Genomic DNA, 16219 nt, shown 5'->3' on the forward strand with positions numbered 1-16219 from the left:
AGAGCAGGAGCGTCGTGGGGGGTCGTGATCGGAGGCCGTCGTGAGCACACCTTCCCCCATCCGGATCGCCGCCGTCCTGTCCACCGAGCACCGTGGACGGCTGATGTCCCAGGCCCGTGAAGTCAATTTCCCGGAGAACGCGCGCATCTTCGACGAGGGCACGAGGGCGGATTCCTTCTGGATCGTGCGTTCCGGCACGGTGACCCTGGAGATCCCGGTGGCCGGCCGGAGGCCCGCTGCCGTGGAGAGCCTCGGCCCCGGGGAGCTGGTGGGCTGGTCCTGGCTGTTCCCTCCGTACGTCTGGCAGCTCGGCGCGGAGGCCATGACACCGGTGCGCGCGTACGAGTTCGACGCCGCGACCGTCCGCATGCTGATGGACGCCGACCCCACCTTCGGCTCCGCCGTCGGGCACTGGGTCGGCCGCGTCCTCGCGATGCGCCTCCAGCAGACACGCACCCGCCTGCTCGAGATGTACGCCCCCCGCCTCACGGCCACCGGCTGACCCCGTAGGCGGCGCCCGGCGCGACCGCCGGGCGCCGCGGCACATCACGGCCCTCGCCGGGCACACCACGGCGGTCGCCGGCCCGCGCCGGGTTCGGCAGCGCTCGCGCGCACACTCCCGGGGGCTGCCGCATGCCCTCGTTGAGCCCGTTCCGGCAGATCACAGCCGGGCGCGGCAGGTTTCGGGGAGGTCTCCCGGTCGGTGTTCGGCCGATTCGGCGGGCTGCTCCCCCACAGGTCAGCTCGCTCACACGGCTGCGGTCTGCATTCATTCGTACACGATCGGTGACGAAAAATCGGGGTGCGCACGGGCGTTCACGGCCCGGGTGGGCAAGACTGCGTCCGCTATCCGAAACACCAACCCAAGGGAGTGTTCGAAATGCGGTCCATCGCAAAGGGTCTCGGGCTCGGTTCCGCCGCCATGGCGCTCACCGCGCTCACCGCACTGGCCTGGCCGAACACGGCTGGAGCCGCACCGACCGGTACGGAGAGCCTCTACGCGCCGTCCGCGCTGGTGCTCAGTGTGACGGCCGGACCCAATGCCGCCACGGGCGCGGCGCTGCGCGCGGTGACGCTCGTCTGCTCGCCGACGCCCGGCGGGACGCACCCGAGCCCCGCCGCCGCGTGCGGCGAGTTACGCGCCAACGGCTCTCAGCTCGACCCGCTCGCGGCGCCGGCCGCCGACGCCGTGTGTACCAGGGAGTACAACCCGATGACGGTGACGGCCGTCGGCGTGTGGCAGGGCCGTCGGCTCAGCTACACGTACACCTTCGCCAACCCGTGCGGCCTGCGGAACACCAGCGGCACGCTGTTCGGCTTCTGACCCGGCCCCGTGAGAAGCGGTGGGCCGGGACCAACTCCTTGCCCACCGGCGGGTACTTCAGCCCAGTTCGAGGCTGGTCACCCCGAACAGCTCGGGCAGGGCGAGGGCCGGGGTCGGACCCGTGTACATGCGGGCGGTCTCGAAAGCGGGCGCCAGGCCGAGGCCCTCGAACAGCGCCGCGGCGGCCGGGTTCGCGTCCGGTACGTCCACGGACACCATCCCGTCGGGCGCGTGCCGGGCCAGCCGCCGCAGCAGGGCCGCCGCCACCTCCGGGGTGGCCGCGTACAGGGGGCCGATCCGATGGGCGGCGCTGGACGGGCGGATCACACCGAGGCCCTCGATGCGGCCGTCCCGGACGGCGGCCAGCGCCGTCCGGCCGGGCAGAGCGGTCCAGGCGGACAGGAACGCGTCACGCGGCGCGGGAAAGAACCGCCGGTCGTAGGCGGCTAGCAGGCCGAAGGGCAGGGTGGCGGCGTCCACGATCTCGACCGACGCGTCGCCCTCCCCCTGCGGCGCACCCTCGTAGCGGAAGTTGTTCCACGCGGAACGGAAGCCGGATTTACGGTAGTTGTCCTGCTGGTCCACGACCCCGTCCAGACCCACGAGCCGTCCGTCGAGCCGTTCCATCCCGGCGTGCCACACCCGGATGCCGTACCCCTGCCCGCGGACGGCCGGGCGGGCGATGTAGAAGCCGATGAAGCCGAAGCCGGCGCCGTACCGCACGGCGGAAATGCAGGCCACCGGTTCGCCGTCCAGCCGGCCCACGAGGAACCCCTCCGGGTCGGCGACCGCGAAGGCGAACCGGTCGGAGTCCCCCGGGTTCCAGCCCTCCTCGTCGGCCCAGTCACGGATCAGCTTCATGTCGGCGGCGCTCGCCCCGGCGATCTCGAATCCCGTCATGCCGGTGTTGTACCAGACCGGGAGGATGTGCGCAGGAGTGCCTGACCAGCCGTCAGGAGGCGGACGAACGCAGCGCGATCCGCCTCCCGGTGCAGGTCGCTGACCTGCCCGTCGCCCACTTCGACGACGCGCCAGACCCCGTCCTCGCGCAGGGCGAGATCGGTGGTCACGAAGGGGCAGTCCAGGGCCTCGACGGCCGCCCGCACCGGTTCGAGGTCCGGCGTCGGCACCTCGGCGACCGGGCTGTCGGGGTGGGCGGTGACCATCCGGGGCGCCCCGTCCCGCCACCACACCCGCACCTCGGCGGCCACCGCCGGCGGCGCGACGAACCGCTCGAAGGCCCGCAGCACCACCCCGCCCGCCAGGAACTCCCCCTGCAGTTCGACGAAACGGGCGACGACGCGGTGCAGAGCGGCCGGGTCGGCGAGGTCGGGCACGTAGCAAGCCTCGACCCACTCGTGCTTGCGGGACTTCACGTAGTCCTTGACGATGGCGGCGCCCGGTGGCAGGCCCGCCGCGAGGGCCGCGAGGCCCTCCGGGTCCGGCGCCACCCCGCGACGCGTCGGCAGCCAGCCGCTGACCGGGGTCAGGCCCGCGAAGCTCTCGTACCAGCCGGGGAGTTCGTGTGCCCGGCGGTAGGTCTCCGGGGCGACGGCGAGCTCGCCGCCCCGGCCGCGCAGGGCCGCGTCCAGTTCGGCGTACCGGCCCGCGGGAATCATCCACCCGCGGTACCAGACGGATCCCACGCCCTCGGGCACCCGCTCCACCGCCCGCTCGGCGTCCCCGGCGAGCAGCGCGTCGTGGTCCATGAGCACGACGGTGCCTCCGGCGGCGCGCAACTGCCGGGCCTCCGCCGTGAAGTGGGCATCGGCCCGGCGTTCGTGCAACGGGTCGCGGCAGTGGAGGACGGTGGTGGTCGCGGTTGTCGTAGCCATGCGCCCACCCTACGAACGGCCCCGTGGACCACCGTACGGATTTCAGCCTGCGCAGATCACATCGTCGAGCCGGATGGGGCTGCGGTCCAGACGCACATACGCGGTGAAGGTGTCGGTGCTGCCGGAGCCCCAGTGGGTGGTCACCGTGGCCCAGCCCACCGAGGCGGTCTTCGCCACGGTGACCGGGCCGACGCTGATGTCCAGCGGCTCGTTGTGCGCACAGAGCAGGACGTCGACCCCCTCATTGACCTGCTGTCTCTCCTTGAGGATCTGTGAGACATGCTCCTCCCGGTCCTGAACGGAGGGACCGTGGTCACCGTAGAAGCCGACGAGGAATTCGCTGATCTGGGCAGCGGTGTGCCCCTTCCCCGCGACGGCGGCGGGCGCGGCGAGGGCGGCGGCGGACGGCATGACCGGCAGCGCGAGCAGGGTCAGCAGCAGGGCACCGAGACGGTACGGCTTGAGCATCATGTCCGGTCTTGTACCCGCCGGGCCGGTGGATCGGGAGCGCCGGGCCCGGATCTCACTCCTGTGGGGGTCGGGATTCACCGCAGAAACGACCCTCCGGCCGGTACGCGGAAATGGACTCGCGGGCGAACCGCACCCGTACGTAGGGTCACCGCATGGGGAAGCCACTTGTCGCAGTGTTCAGCGGGGCCGGGATGTCCACCGACTCGGGGATCCCGGACTACCGGGGGCCGCAAGGCCTGTGGCGGCGGGACCCCGAGGCGGAGAAGCTCGTGACGTACGAGTACTACATGGCCGATCCGGAGATCCGACGCCGCTCCTGGCGGATGCGGGCCGAGATCGGCGCGCTCGGAGCACGGCCGAACGCCGCGCACCTGGCCGTGGCGGAGCTGGAGCGCGGCGGCACCCCGGTACGCGTGATCACCCAGAACGTGGACGGCCTCCACCAGCTCGCCGGGATGCCTGAGCGCAAGGTGTTCGAGCTGCACGGCAGCGCCCGTTCGGTGGTGTGCACGGCCTGCCACGCCCGGTCGGGCACGGACGAGGCACTGGCCCGGGTCGCCGCCGGCGAGCCGGATCCCGCCTGCCTGGAGTGCGGCGGGATCCTCAAGACGGCAACGGTGATGTTCGGCCAGCGGCTCTCCCCCGAAGTGCTGGGTCAGGCGATCGCGGTGGCCAAGGGGTGCCAGGTCTTCATCGCCGTCGGGTCGACCCTCCAGGTGCAGCCGGCCGCGTCGCTCGCCGGGATGGCCGCGGAGGCCGGCGCCCGGCTGATCATCGTGAACGCGGAGGAGACCCCGTACGACCCGCTGGCCGACGAGATCGTCCGCGAGCCGATCGGCACCGCCCTGCCGGCCCTGCTGGCCAGGATCTCCTCGCCCTAGCCGGGGTCCCGCCCCGGCCGGGGCCCGCCCTACCCCGCGTCGGCCGCCCGGCGCATCTGCGCCACGTCTAGCTTCTTCATCTGCATCATGGCGGCGGTCGCCCGGGAGGCCCGTCCCGGGTCCGGGTCGGCGATCAGGTCGATGGCTCCCGCCGGGATGACCTGCCAGGACACCCCGAACCTGTCCTTGACCCAGCCGCAGACGCCCTCCTCGCCGCCGTCGCGGGTCAGTGCCTCCCAGTAGTAGTCCGCCTCGGCGTCGTCGGCGCAGTGGATCTGGAAGGAGATCGCCTCACTGAAGGTGAACTGCGGACCGCCGTTGAGGCCGATGAACTTCTGGCCGTTGATTTCGAACTCCACGACCATCACGGAGTCGGTCGCGCCGGGGCCGGCCTCGGTGTAGCGGCCGATCCGGCCGAGCCTGCCGTCCTTGAAGACGGCCAGGTAGTAGTCGGCGGCCGCTTCCGCGTTGCCGTCGAACCACAGACACGTGGTGAATCCGTTGCCGTTGCCGCTCATTGCTCTGCCTCCGGGCCGGGGTGGGTGGACGGTGGGCACCGTCCCTCACATACGGACCGGCCCCGGACCCGAAATTCATCGGTGGTCCGGGGCCGGTCCGTCATTCAGCCCGAAATTCGCCCGTCCGGCTTACTTCGCGGGGGCCGCACCCATCGCGAGCATCCGCTCGACGACGCGCTCGGCGGCGTTGCCCTTGTCCAGGTCGCAGAACTCGGCGCGGAAGGCCGCCCGCGCCTCGGCGTACTCCGCCCCGACCGCGTCCGCGTTGCGCACGGCCTCGATCAGGCTCGCCGAGTCCGCCAGCAGCGGTCCCGGGGCCTTCGCCTCCAGGTCGAAGTTGAAGCCGCGCAGCGTGCCCCGGTAGTGCGCGAGGTCGTAGGCGAAGAGCAGGATCGGCCGGTCGGTGTGCGCGAAGTCGAAGATCGCGGAGGAGTAGTCCGAGATCAGTACGTCGGCGACCATCAGCAGGTCGGCCGCGTCGGGCCAGCGGGAGACGTCGACGACGAATCCGTCGCGGACGCCGTCGCGGACCTGCTCCGTCACGTGGTGGTGGCTGCGGATCAGCAGGACGTGGTCCTCGCCCAGCTCACGGCGGGCCTCGTCCAGGTCGATCTGCAGGTCGAGCTTGTAGCCGCCCGACCAGCCCTCGTTGTTCTCGCGCCACGTGGGCATGTAGAGGACGACCTTCTTGCCCTCGGGCAGGCCGAGCCGCCGGCGGACGTCCGCGATCCGCTGCGCGTCCGGCCGCACCAGTGCGTCCGTGCGCGGGCTGCCCGCCTCGATGACCTCGCCGTCGTAGCCGAGGGCGCGCTTGAGGAGGGGCGTCGCGTAGGAGCTCGGGGAGGCGAGCAGGGACCACTGGGCACTGTCGTGCTCCAGTCCCTCCAGGATGTCCGGGCTCGTGTAGTAGTCGTGCACGAAGTCGTGGCCGATCTGCTTGATCGGCGTGCCGTGCCACGTCTGGACGACGACCTGGCCGGAGCGGCGCTGGAAGCGCCGCGGCACGTTGTCGTTGGTCACGTAGTAGCGGGCGCGAGCCATGACCTCCCACGACTCCACGCTGCCGTACTGGACGGCGCGCGCGGTCTCCGGGATCTCGGTGCGGCCGTCGCGGACCAGCCAGACGTGCTCCAGCTTCTCGCCGCGGCGCACCAGCTCCTCGTGGATGGCGCGCGGCGAGTCGCCGGAGCCCTGCCCGTGGAAGGTGTCGTACACGACGATGTCCTTGACCGGCAGGGCGCGCTGCGCCGGGTAGGTCTCGAACCGGGCGACGCGCTGCGCGTAGTGGGAGCGGTCGTGCGGGCTGATCAGCGGGTCGGCGACCAGCACCATGCGGTCGTGGAAGCGCGTCTCGACCCGCATCCGGCGGTCCTGCACGGTGAAGGGGTGCGGCCCGGTGAACAGGAGACCGGGGCCCATCTGCACGGGGGCGCCGCGGTCGACGCCGAGCAGGCCGGCGGTGGTTCCGCCCTGGGCGACCGGACGCATCGTGGGCCACCAGCGGCCCTCGGGGAGCGTGGTGCGGCCGGCGTACGCCTCGGGGAGCACGGGCCGGAAGGTGGCCTCGAAGGTGTCCCCGTCGCGCGTCACCGGGTAGCAGTGCTCCACGCCGTGCGCGTTGTGCACGACGAACTCGTAGGGCTCGTCGGTCGGCGCGACGAAGCGGCCGCGCAGGGTGAGCGTGCCGTCCTCGGCCGAGACCTCGTCGACCAGCGGCGGGGAGGGCTGTACGGAGAGGGTCAGGTGGCCGGTGTTGCCGCGCTTGGCGAAGAGGGAGCGGTCCGCCTCCTCGCCGGGCAGGGGCAGGACCAGACCGTCGAACCCGCCGCGCTCGTCGTGGACGAGGCGGTGCTCGGTGCCGTCGGGGCCGATGACGGCGAGGCCCCAGGGCTCGGGGGTCCACTCGCCGGGCTCGCACGGGGCGTCGGCCACGGCGGCCAGCTCGGCCAGCGGGACACGCGCGGTGAACGCGGCCCGGCCGGCGCCGGAAGCGGCGCTCTCCAGCGGGAAGGTCAGTACGGTGCCAGTGGTGACGTGGACGGCCCGCAGGGCGGTGGCGCCGACGGCCTCGGCGGTGAGCTCACCGGCGATCTCGATGGCGTCGTCACCGGCGGGGTGGACGTCCAGCGCGCGGGCGCGGGCGATCTCCACCTGGATGGTGAGGGCGCCGGAGACGGCCGGGACGATCCGGACGTCGGGGGCCACCCAGTGCGGCGGCGGGTTCTGGCCGGTGTCGTGCTCGCCGCCCCTGAGGCGGGCGCGGTGCAGCCCCCCGGCCCCGGTGACGGCGATGGACGTGGTCCATATCCCCTGGTTCCACTTACCGCCCGACTGGAAGATCGAGGGGTCGACGACGGCGGTGAAGCCGGCCCAGTCGGCGTGCCGCAGGGCGAGGTGCGGGGACTTGACCGTGGCCATCGGGGAGGCGACGGTACGGGCGCTGACGACGGAACGACGGCGCTTGCCACCCTCGCGGAAGACCAGCATCTTGCGGGAGCCGAGGCGGCTCTCCGCACCGAGATGGCCGGGCAGGGCGTAGCCGCGCAGCAGCAGCTTGCCGTCGGCCCAGCTCGCCTGCTCCAGTCGGCTGACGACGCGTCGCTCGCGCGGGCCGAGGGTGAGGATCTTGGCGGGCACCGGCGGGCGGCCCTGCAGGAAGGGGTAGTCGGCCTGCGGGCGGGCGATGCCCTTGACCGGCACGCTGTAGCTGTAGTCGCGCTGGTGGTCCTGGAGCGCGATGAAGTCCTCGACGCGGCCTTCGCCGGCCAGGTACGCCTTGAGCCGGTCGGCGACGGTCAGGTCGGACCAGGGGCCGGTGCCGATCTCGCGGACGAGACCGCCGACCTCCTTGACGAACGCGGCGCGGAAGTCGGGGCCGCCCTCGCCGACGTACTTGTAGATGAGCGGGAGTTCCTCGCTCAGCACGTTGTAGTCGTAGTCCCGCAGGTAACGGACGTACTTGGCGCCCTGCTTGGCCTTGAGGGAGTCGCGGACCAGGCGCACGGACTTCACGCGGTCGATGAGGGAGATCGGGTCGGTGGAGCGCTGGGTGATGGAGCGCTCGCCCGTCTCGCGGACGCGCCAGTGGTAGACGCAGTCGCTGATGATGTCGACGCTGGAGGCGAAGTAGTGCGCGGGGATGCTGACCGGGGCGTCCTCGTAGAGAATGCCCTCCGGGTACTGGAAGCCGTGCCTGTCCCAGAAGCTGCGCCGGTAGACCTTGTTCCACGCGGTGCGGTCGGTGACCAGCGCCGGGAACTTGGAGATGTGGGTCTTCAGCTGGGTCCGGGCGAAGGCGGCGCGGTGCCCCCAGGACTGCTGCATGCCGACGGAGCGGAAGCGCTTGACGTTGCCGCCCGCGAAGTCCGAACCCGTCTCGTCGAGTGCCTCGATGAGACGCTGGTAGGCGTAGTCGGGCATCGTGTCGTCACTGTCGACGAAGGCCAGGTACTCGCTGTCCTTGTCGGCGTGGCGGGCGCCCACGTTGCGGGCGGCACCGAGGCCGGCGTTGTCCTGCATCACGACCCGGAAGCGCTTGTCCCGGGCGGCGAACGCCTTCGCTATGACAGCGCTGGTGTCCGTGGACCCGTCGTCCACGAGGATGACCTCGAAGTCGTCGAAGGTCTGGGATGCGATCGATTCCAGGCACTCGTCGAGGTAGAGCTCGACGTTGTAGACGGGGACGACGATGCTCAGGCGCGGGGGCATGGGTGGCGGTTTCTCCAGCGTTTTATGCTTTATCGATGATCAGCTGCTCACAGCATCTTACTCTGTAACAGAGTCATAAACTCCACCCATATGGGGCATACGCGGCTGATCGCCGAGGCGGACGGCAAAGAATTCAGCCGTCCGCCACTCAGCCGACGCGGTTCGACGCGGCCCGACCGTGCCCGAGGGGACCGGTCAGACCTCCAGTTCTGCCTCGATCTTCTTCAGTTGGTGGCGGGCCATCGCGAGGTTGGCGCGCCCCTTGTCGAGAGCCAGGTAGAGGAAGAAGCCCGAGGAGCCGCGGCTCTTCATCAGCCGGATCAGGTGGTACTGGCCGCCGAGGGTGATGAGGATGTCCTCGATCTCGTCCTTGATGCCGAGCATCTCCATGGTGCGGACCTTGGCCCGCACCACGTCCGTGTTGCCCGCCGCCGCGACCGCGAGGTCGAGGTCCTTGCCGCCCCCGATGGTGCCGAGGGCCATACCACTGCCGTAGTCGACGAGGGCGGCACCGATCGCGCCTTCGATGGTGGTGGTGGCTTCCTTGAGTGCGGTCTCCACATTGACCATGAGAGGGTCCTCTTTCTCGTTTCACTGTGATGGGGATGTGACGATGATGTGACTGGCTGTAGCGGTGACGGCACGTGCCGGACCCGCCGGGTCCTGCCGCCGGGCGGAGTGCGCATCACCCGGGCGGGACTCCGGGCCCCCGTCGCCCGAGGGTGTGGTCGATCAGTTCGGCTATCCGCAGGCTCGAGCGCCGGGCCTCGAGGTGGAGGCGACCGACGTTCACGCGCGGCTCGGCGGTCAGGGTGAGGACGGCCGCCAGGCCGGCCGCATAGGTGGCGACGTATCCGTCCTCGCCGCGCACGAGCAGTTCACGGAAGGCGCCCTGTCCGGTGCAGTCGCTGAGCCGCTGGGCCACCCCGAGGGCGGCGGCGGTCAACGCTGCGATGGACTCGGCCTCGGTGGCGGCGCTGTCCTGGGCGAGGACGAAGCCGTCGGCGCTCGCGGCGAGCGCGCCGGTGAGCTGGGGTACCCGGGCCCGCAGCCTGCGGAGCTCGGCGAGTATCTCGGCCTCCGTCTCGGGGGGCACCGTGCTCATGTCGGCCTTTCTCCTTTCGGGCTGCCTACGCTCGGAGCGGTCGGCTCGCAGGGCCGGTCGCAGCGGGAGCCTCACAGGCTTGCCTCCAGTGCGTCGCGTAACCGGCGGAGCAGCGCCACGTCCGGGGATTGGGCCTCGGTCATCCAGTCGGGCAGGGGCGGCACGGCCGGTGGCGGGGCCGGGGTGTACGGGGTCTCGACGAGTCCGGCCGCCGCGAGGCGCCGTACGTCGAGCAGGGTGTGGAACGCGGGTCGGCCCAGGACCCATGCGAGGTCGGCCGGGGTGCGCAGGCCGTCGGCCTGGCCGAGCAGGGTCCGCTGCCGGGCGGTGACCGTCTGGCCGGGCGCGGCCGCCCGGGGCACCACCGGGGAGGTGTCGAGCAGGGGATACGGCCAGACCGCGTCGAGCAGGTCCCGGCGGCGCCGGGTTTCCCGCTCGACGGCGGCGGCGGGAACGGAGCGGACGGAGCCGATCCAGTGGGTGGCCCCGCGGCGGAACCGGGAGGGGCCGCTGCCCGGGGAGAGGGCGAAGAAGGCGGCGTCGAATATGGCGGCGAGATGGCATATCTCCAGCTCCCCGCCGGCGAGGCCGCCGCTGTCCACGAGGAAACGGGCGACCTGGCGGCGGGCGCCTGCCCGGTCCACCGCCTCCCGCCAGCGCTCGGGTGCGAGGCCGCCGCCGGTGGTGAGCAGTACGTCGAGACCCGGGGTGGCCGGGCTCTCCGCGTGCACGATGCGGCCGTCCTCAAGGAAGAGGGTGCCGCGGTCGCGGAGCAGCGCGCCGGTAGCGCGCTCCGCGGCGAGTCGGGTGAGTAGGGGGGAGACAGCGGCGAAAGCGTTCACGGTCGCGACCGAGGTGGTCATCTGAGCACCAGTCCCTCGGCCAGGGCGCGGAGCCTGTGGCGCGCGAGGGCGAGGTTGCCGTCCGCGCGGTCGAGCCACAGGTGCAGGAATACGCTGCTGTCGAAGCTCGTCTCGACGAAGCGCAGTACGTGGTATCCAGTGCGGGTGGTGACGATCAGATCCTCGACGGGCGGGCCGGCGGATAAGCCGGCGGACGAACCGGCGGAGGATACGGCTCCGCCGCCGTGTGCCGGGTCGGTCCCCGCGGGTGCGAAGGACTCGTACTCGGCTGCCGCCCGGGCCAGTTCAGCGGTCTCGGCGGCGGTGGTCTCGTGGTCGCCCACAGGTGATTCCCCGGCGGTGCCGAGGGCCAGTCCGCTGCTCCAGTCGACCAGCGCGGCCCCCCGCGCACCAGGCAGGGCCATGGCTTCGAGCAGGCATTCGTCGATCCCGGGCACGCGGGCTCCCCTCCCGGCCGGACGTGCTGGGTGCACGGTCGTACGGCGCGACAGGAGGGAACTTACTCAAGTTCCACAGTACGAAAGGGCGTTCTGGCATTTTCCGCTGGAACATGCCAGGAAGCGTGTGAGAGCTTGGCCGGAACGCGTCAGAATTTGATCACGAAGCGAGCGGAAGATCGTCCGCGAGGCGAAACGACCCTCCCTCGCGCAGCACGTAGCCCTCGTGGCTGAGGGTGCGCAGCAGGTGGTAAACGGTGGGCAGGGGGATCCCGGTGAGCCGGGCCAGCCGTTTGGCCGTCGCCCCGCCCTCCGCGGACACCGCCTCCAGGAGGCGCAGCGCGCGCTGCACGGAACCGATCAGGGTGGGTGTGCTGTCCTTCTGACCGTGGTCGGTGCCCATGACTGGTCCCCCTGCTTCGGTACGAGGCCTGGCGAACCCATCAAAGTCGCTCACCGGGCGCAAAACCAGCGGACTCGCGTAAACCTGAGCATAAGATCACCGCATCCTGGAGCCCGGGAACCGGCGGGCGGCCGCTAGCGCGTGCAGGTCACGTACGCGGGGAGCGGGGTGTCCGCGATCAGCCGGCGCGGCAGGGACAGTCCGAAACGGCGCTCAATAACGGCGAGGATCCGGCGGTCGCGGCCCCGGTCCGCCTCGTCGGCCGGCCGGGCGCACGCGCCGTCCGCGGTGAGGATCCCGGCCGCGATCAGCTCCGGCAGCAGGAAGTCCGGCCGGTGGCCACCGCGCCAGAGTTCCTCGCCGAGGCCGAAGCAGCAGACCAGCTCTCCGTCCCGGGCGTACGCGAACTGCTTGGGCGGGTGGTCGGGCTGCGGGTCGAGGTGGACGGCCTCGACCCCGCCCCGCGAGACCTCGGTGAGCCGTTCCGCTCCGGCCGGCAGGCCGTGTTCGACGGCGAAGGACCAGCCGCCCCACCTGCCGACCCGGGCCACGCCGTCGCCGTCCACCGTCTCGGCGACCATGCTCCAGGCGCCCGGCGCCCCCAGCGGCCCCGGGTGCACACCCGGCAGCGCGCCGAGCCGCGCGGCGAGTTCGTCGGGGCCTATCCCCCGGGCGAAGGTCAGCCCGGCGAACCACTGGTCCCAGTCCGCCAGCCACCGGATCCCGTCCGCCGTGCCGGGCGCCTGCGCCGTGTCCGACGCCTGCGCCGGCCGCGCCGTGCCCTCTGCGATGTCCGCCATGTCCGCACTCCCCACGGTTTCCCCACCCCGCCGGCGCTTGTTCACCGGCACGATAGTCAGTCCGCGGGCTGCTCCGGGAGGAGGCGCTCGACCATCGTTTGAATGAGCCCGTGCACCGGGTGCGCCTCGAGCATCGCGGGCGCGGTCAGGTCGTCCACGATCAGGCCGAGCATCGCCAGGTACATGAGGACCACGCCCTGGCGGTCCCCGGGCAGGCCCGCGTCCAGGTGCCAGGTGATGTTGGCCTCCAGCTCCAGGCCCTGGAAGGCGGCCAGCTCCGCCTGGAGTTCGGGACGCCGGGTGCCCTCCAGCCGCAGCTCCAGCATCGCGATGTGCACACTGCGCTCGCGCCGCATCCGTTCCAGGAGCCGGGTCAGCAGGACGGAGGTGTCGGGCGGGCCCGCGAGGTCCGCCGGGTCCGGGACCAGCCGTTCCCTGGTGCGGTGCAGGATCTGCACGAGCAGCTGGGACCGGTTGGCGAAGTAGTTCGTGGTGGTGCCCGTGGGCACGGCCGCCTCGGCGTCAACGGCGCGCAGGGTCAGACCGCGTGAGCCCTCGCGCGCCAGGACTTCGATGGCGGCGTCGAGCAGCGCCGCGCGGCGCTGCGGGTTCTGGCGCATGAGCGGATCCCTGGGGGTGGAGGGGGCGATTCCGGTGAGCACTGCAAGTGCAGTGCTTCGCTCACGGTAGCGGACGCGGCCGGTCCGGGCCCTCCCCACCGCCCCCTCCCCCGTGTCAGGCTGCGCGTCATGGAGCGGATCATCGAGGAGATACGCGAGGACCTGTCCCGCCGGATCGCGGTGGCTGCGGACCGGCTCGCCGACCGGACGCTGGCCGAAGACCCCGCCTACGCCGCCCTGCTGGGCCGGGCCGAGCTGCGCGAGCGGATCCACCACAACCTCCGCCAGGCCGTCGAGGGCCTGGTGCGCAGCGCGCGCGGTCTGCCGGTGGACCTCGCCGACACCCGGGCCATCGGCACGCTCCGTGCCGAACAGGGCCTGCCGCTCGCCTCTCTGCTGCGCACCTACCGCCGCGGCGGCCGGCTGCTCTGGCAGAGCATGACCGAGGCCGTGACCGCCCACGACCGGGCGGCGCTGCCCCGTCTGCTGCCCGGAGCGGCCGCGCTGTGGGACGTACTGGACCAGATGACGGACGCCGTGACCGAGTCGTACCACCACGCGGAGAGCGTGCACGGCGAACGGGAACGGGAGCGCCGGGCCGCCCTGCTGGACGTCCTGCTCGACGGCGCCGACGGACCCCCGGCCACTGCGGCGGAGGCGGCCGCCGCCGCCGCGCTGGGGCTGCCGGAACGGGGGCGCTTCGCGGTGGTCGTGCTCGCCCCCGACGGATCCGGCGCCGCGGCCGGAGGCGCCGGATCCCCGCGCGTGCTGTGGCGGGTGCGCGCCGACGGGGAGATCGGCCTGGTGGAGCTGGGCCACCATCCGCTGGAGTCCGTACGGGACCTCCTCGCGCCCCTCGGCGTACGCGCCGGGGTCAGCCCGGTCGTCGCGGCGCCCGCCGAGCTGGCCCGGGCGCACTGGCTGGCCGCCCTCGCGCTGCGCACCGCCCCCGAATCCGAGGGCCCGCGCACGGCCCTGCTGGACGAGCGGCTGCCGACGGCGCTGGTCGCGGCCCAGGCCGAACTCGCCGGGCGGCTGCGCCAGGTGGTGCTGGGGCCGGTGCTCGCGCTGCCCGCGGAGGACCGGCGGACGCTACTGACCACCCTGGGCACCTGGCTGAGCTGCCAGGGCTCGACCACGTACGCCGCGCAGCGGCTGTACTGCCACCGCAACACGGTCTCCAACCGGCTGCGCCGCCTGGAGCAGCTGACCGGCCGCTCGCTGTCCGACCCGCGGCACGTGGTGGAGTTGGCGCTGGCGCACTCGGCGGTACTGCAGCGGGCCGCCGCGGAGTCGGCTACCCGTCCCGCCGCGGTGGACCAGCGGGTTTCGCCGACTCCAGGAGGTACGGCACGTCGATCACAGCGACGCCCGGGGTGAACAGCAGCCGCGCCTTCAGCCGCAGGGCGTTCTGGTTGTGCAGGGGCTGCTCCCACCAGTGGCCGACCACGTACTCGGGGATCACCACGGACAGCATGTCCGTCGAGGCGTCGGCGGCCAGGTCCTCGACGTGGGCCAGGATCGGGCCCACCACCTCCCGGTACGGCGAGTGCAGGATCTTCAGCGGAAGGCCGGTGTCGTGCTCGGCCCACGCCTCGCGCAGCCGGGTCGCCTCCCCCTCGTCCGCCGCGACGGTGACCGCCGTCAGGGTGTCGGGGCGCAGCCCCTGCGCGTAGCCGATGGCCTTGAGCGTCGGGGCGTGCACGGCGGCGACCAGCACCAGTACGTGGTGGTGGGCGGGCCTGCGCGGGGTGGCGTCGGGGGCGATGGCGACCTGCCGGGCGACCCGGTCGTAGTGGCGGCGCACGCCCTTCATGCCGAGGAAGAGCAGCGGCATGGCGATGACCACCAGCCAGGCGCCGTGCGTGAACTTGGTGAGCAGGACGATGACCAGGACCAGGGCGGTCAGGGTGGCGCCGACCGCGTTGATGGCGAGCCTGCGGTGGATGTGGATCCGCTCCTCGCGCGGGGTGGTGGGTGAGGCGAGCACCCTCCTCCAGTGCCGGACCATGCCCGACTGGGAGAGGGTGAAGGAGACGAATACCCCGATGATGTAGAGCTGGATGAGGCGGGTCAGTTCGGCGTCGAAGGCCACGATGAGGGCCATGGCGGCGAGGGCCAGCAGGACGACGCCGTTGGAGTAGACGAGCCGGTCGCCGCGGTTGAACAACTGACGGGGCGCGTACCGGTCCCGGGCCAGGATCGAGGCGAGCATCGGGAAGCCGTTGAAGGCGGTGTTCGCGGCGAGGATCAGGACGCCCGCGGTGACGGCCTGGAGCAGGTAGAACAGGAAGTGCCAGCTGCCGAAGGTGGCACGGCCGATCTGGGCGAGGGCGGTGGAGGTCGCGGTGCCCGGGGGCAGGCCCAGTTCGGTGGGGTCGGCCGCCACGTGCACCTGGTACGACATGGCGAGGGCGGTGATGCCGACGAACATCGTCACGGACAGCACGCCCATCGCGGCGAGCGTGGTCGCCGCGTTCTTGGCCTTGGGCTTGCGGAAGGCGGGGACGCCGTTGCTGATCGCCTCGACGCCCGTGAGGGCGGTGCACCCGGAGGCGAAGGCCCGCATCGTGAGGAACACCAGGGCGAGGCCGGTGTAGGTGTCGACCGGGGTGATCGGGAGGCCGGCGGACTCGGCGCGGATGGTGTCGCCGGTGCCGAGCCGGACCGCGGCGACGGCGAACATGAGGTAGATGACCAGGACGAAGCCGTAGGTGGGGATGGCGAAGACGCGGCCCGACTCCCGTACGCCGCGCAGGTTCATCAGGGTCAGCAGCACCACGAAGGCGACGGACAGGCCCACTTCGTGGTCGTTCAGTGCGGGAATGGCCGAGGTGATGGCGGAGACGCCCGAGACGACGGAGACGGCGACGGTCATCACGTAGTCGACGAGCAGGGCGCTGGCGGCGGTGAGCGCGGCGCTCTGCCCGAGGTTCTCGGAGCTGACGACGTAGGCGCCGCCGCCGCCGGGATAGGCGTGGCAGGTCTGCCGGTACGAGGCGACGACGACGATGAGCAGGAAGACGATGGCGGCGGCCGCGTACCAGGTGAGGTGCAGCAGTGCGACGCCGCCGAGGGCGAGGATCAGCAGGATCTCCTCGGTGGCGTAGGCCACGGAGGAGAGCGGGTCGCTGCAGAAGATCGGCAGGGCGAGCCGCTTGGGCAGCAGGGTCTCGCCCAGCCGGGCGGTGTCGAGGGGTTCGCCGACCAACATACGTTTCGCATTGATACGCCTCATTCATGCATGATCATGC

The 16219-nt window shown here is 72.0% G+C and carries 16 protein-coding genes and 1 pseudogene; 4 read left to right on the forward strand and 13 right to left on the reverse strand.

Features of this window, described 5'->3' with window-relative positions; genetic code table 11:
* The first annotated feature begins 40 nt into the window (after positions 1–40).
* On the forward strand, positions 41–502 hold the full coding sequence (locus tag ACIQZO_RS10710) for a Crp/Fnr family transcriptional regulator (protein WP_403623199.1): 462 nt from the start codon (positions 41–43) through the stop codon (positions 500–502).
* Between the two features lie 378 nt (positions 503–880).
* On the forward strand, positions 881–1324 hold the full coding sequence (locus ACIQZO_RS10715; RefSeq protein ID WP_403623202.1) for a subtilase-type protease inhibitor: 444 nt from the start codon (positions 881–883) through the stop codon (positions 1322–1324).
* 57 nt (positions 1325–1381) lie between these two features.
* On the opposite strand, the gene ACIQZO_RS10720 is transcribed toward ACIQZO_RS10715, so the two are convergent.
* Genes ACIQZO_RS10720 through ACIQZO_RS10730 form a run of 3 tightly spaced genes read right to left on the reverse strand, consistent with a single transcriptional unit; the run spans position 1382 to position 3630 of the window.
* Positions 1382–2224, reverse strand: coding sequence for a GNAT family N-acetyltransferase (locus ACIQZO_RS10720; protein WP_403623205.1), 843 nt, complete (start codon positions 2222–2224; stop codon positions 1382–1384).
* Positions 2221–3159, reverse strand: a complete 939-nt coding sequence (locus ACIQZO_RS10725; protein WP_403623208.1) for an ATP-grasp domain-containing protein — start codon at positions 3157–3159, stop codon at positions 2221–2223. The genes ACIQZO_RS10720 and ACIQZO_RS10725 overlap by 4 nt, the downstream gene beginning before the upstream one ends.
* Before the next feature lie 42 nt (positions 3160–3201).
* A complete protein-coding gene (locus tag ACIQZO_RS10730) occupies positions 3202–3630 on the reverse strand; it encodes a hypothetical protein (RefSeq protein WP_403623211.1) in 429 nt (142 codons plus the stop codon).
* 152 nt (positions 3631–3782) lie between these two features.
* Between ACIQZO_RS10730 and ACIQZO_RS10735 the strand changes: the two genes are divergently transcribed.
* A complete protein-coding gene (locus ACIQZO_RS10735; protein ID WP_403623214.1) occupies positions 3783–4511 on the forward strand; it encodes an SIR2 family NAD-dependent protein deacylase in 729 nt (242 codons plus the stop codon).
* Positions 4512–4540: 29 nt separating this feature from the next.
* Here the strand turns inward: ACIQZO_RS10735 and ACIQZO_RS10740 are convergent, their stop codons facing one another.
* The 9 genes and pseudogenes from ACIQZO_RS10740 to ACIQZO_RS10780 all read right to left on the reverse strand — a co-directional run bounded on the left by ACIQZO_RS10740 (position 4541) and on the right by ACIQZO_RS10780 (position 12965).
* Complete coding sequence (locus ACIQZO_RS10740; protein WP_403623217.1) at positions 4541–5029, reverse strand: VOC family protein; 489 nt, start codon at positions 5027–5029, stop codon at positions 4541–4543.
* A gap of 129 nt (positions 5030–5158) precedes the next feature.
* Positions 5159–8737 (reverse strand): CDP-glycerol glycerophosphotransferase family protein, encoded by a 3579-nt coding sequence (locus ACIQZO_RS10745; protein WP_403623220.1) that lies wholly within the window; start codon positions 8735–8737, stop codon positions 5159–5161.
* 195 nt (positions 8738–8932) lie between these two features.
* Positions 8933–9307, reverse strand: coding sequence for a hypothetical protein (locus ACIQZO_RS10750; protein ID WP_403623223.1), 375 nt, complete (start codon positions 9305–9307; stop codon positions 8933–8935).
* A 115-nt stretch (positions 9308–9422) separates the two neighbouring features.
* Positions 9423–9842 (reverse strand): roadblock/LC7 domain-containing protein, encoded by a 420-nt coding sequence (locus ACIQZO_RS10755; RefSeq protein WP_403623226.1) that lies wholly within the window; start codon positions 9840–9842, stop codon positions 9423–9425.
* A 71-nt stretch (positions 9843–9913) separates the two neighbouring features.
* Positions 9914–10705, reverse strand: coding sequence for a transcriptional regulator (locus tag ACIQZO_RS10760; RefSeq protein ID WP_403623229.1), 792 nt, complete (start codon positions 10703–10705; stop codon positions 9914–9916).
* Complete coding sequence (locus ACIQZO_RS10765; RefSeq protein ID WP_403623232.1) at positions 10702–11142, reverse strand: hypothetical protein; 441 nt, start codon at positions 11140–11142, stop codon at positions 10702–10704. Before ACIQZO_RS10765 ends, ACIQZO_RS10760 begins: the two co-directional genes overlap by 4 nt.
* A 181-nt stretch (positions 11143–11323) precedes the next feature.
* Positions 11324–11545: pseudogene (locus ACIQZO_RS10770) on the reverse strand (helix-turn-helix domain-containing protein); the annotation flags it as partial.
* A 134-nt stretch (positions 11546–11679) separates the two neighbouring features.
* Positions 11680–12345 carry a DUF6461 domain-containing protein gene (locus ACIQZO_RS10775; RefSeq protein ID WP_403623235.1) on the reverse strand — a complete coding sequence of 222 codons (666 nt, stop codon included), beginning with the start codon at positions 12343–12345 and terminating at the stop codon, positions 11680–11682.
* 56 nt (positions 12346–12401) lie between these two features.
* Positions 12402–12965 carry a TetR/AcrR family transcriptional regulator gene (locus ACIQZO_RS10780; protein WP_403623238.1) on the reverse strand — a complete coding sequence of 188 codons (564 nt, stop codon included), beginning with the start codon at positions 12963–12965 and terminating at the stop codon, positions 12402–12404.
* 129 nt (positions 12966–13094) lie between these two features.
* Between ACIQZO_RS10780 and ACIQZO_RS10785 the strand changes: the two genes are divergently transcribed.
* Positions 13095–14345 (forward strand): helix-turn-helix domain-containing protein, encoded by a 1251-nt coding sequence (locus ACIQZO_RS10785; protein ID WP_403623240.1) that lies wholly within the window; start codon positions 13095–13097, stop codon positions 14343–14345.
* Here the strand turns inward: ACIQZO_RS10785 and ACIQZO_RS10790 are convergent.
* Positions 14263–16203 (reverse strand): APC family permease, encoded by a 1941-nt coding sequence (locus tag ACIQZO_RS10790; protein ID WP_403623243.1) that lies wholly within the window; start codon positions 16201–16203, stop codon positions 14263–14265. The two genes, ACIQZO_RS10785 and ACIQZO_RS10790, sit on opposite strands and share 83 nt — an antisense overlap.
* Positions 16204–16219 lie beyond the last annotated feature (16 nt).

The sequence above is a fragment of the Streptomyces sp. NPDC097617 genome, from assembly GCF_044761485.1.
Taxonomy (GTDB): Bacteria; Actinomycetota; Actinomycetes; order Streptomycetales; family Streptomycetaceae; genus Streptomyces.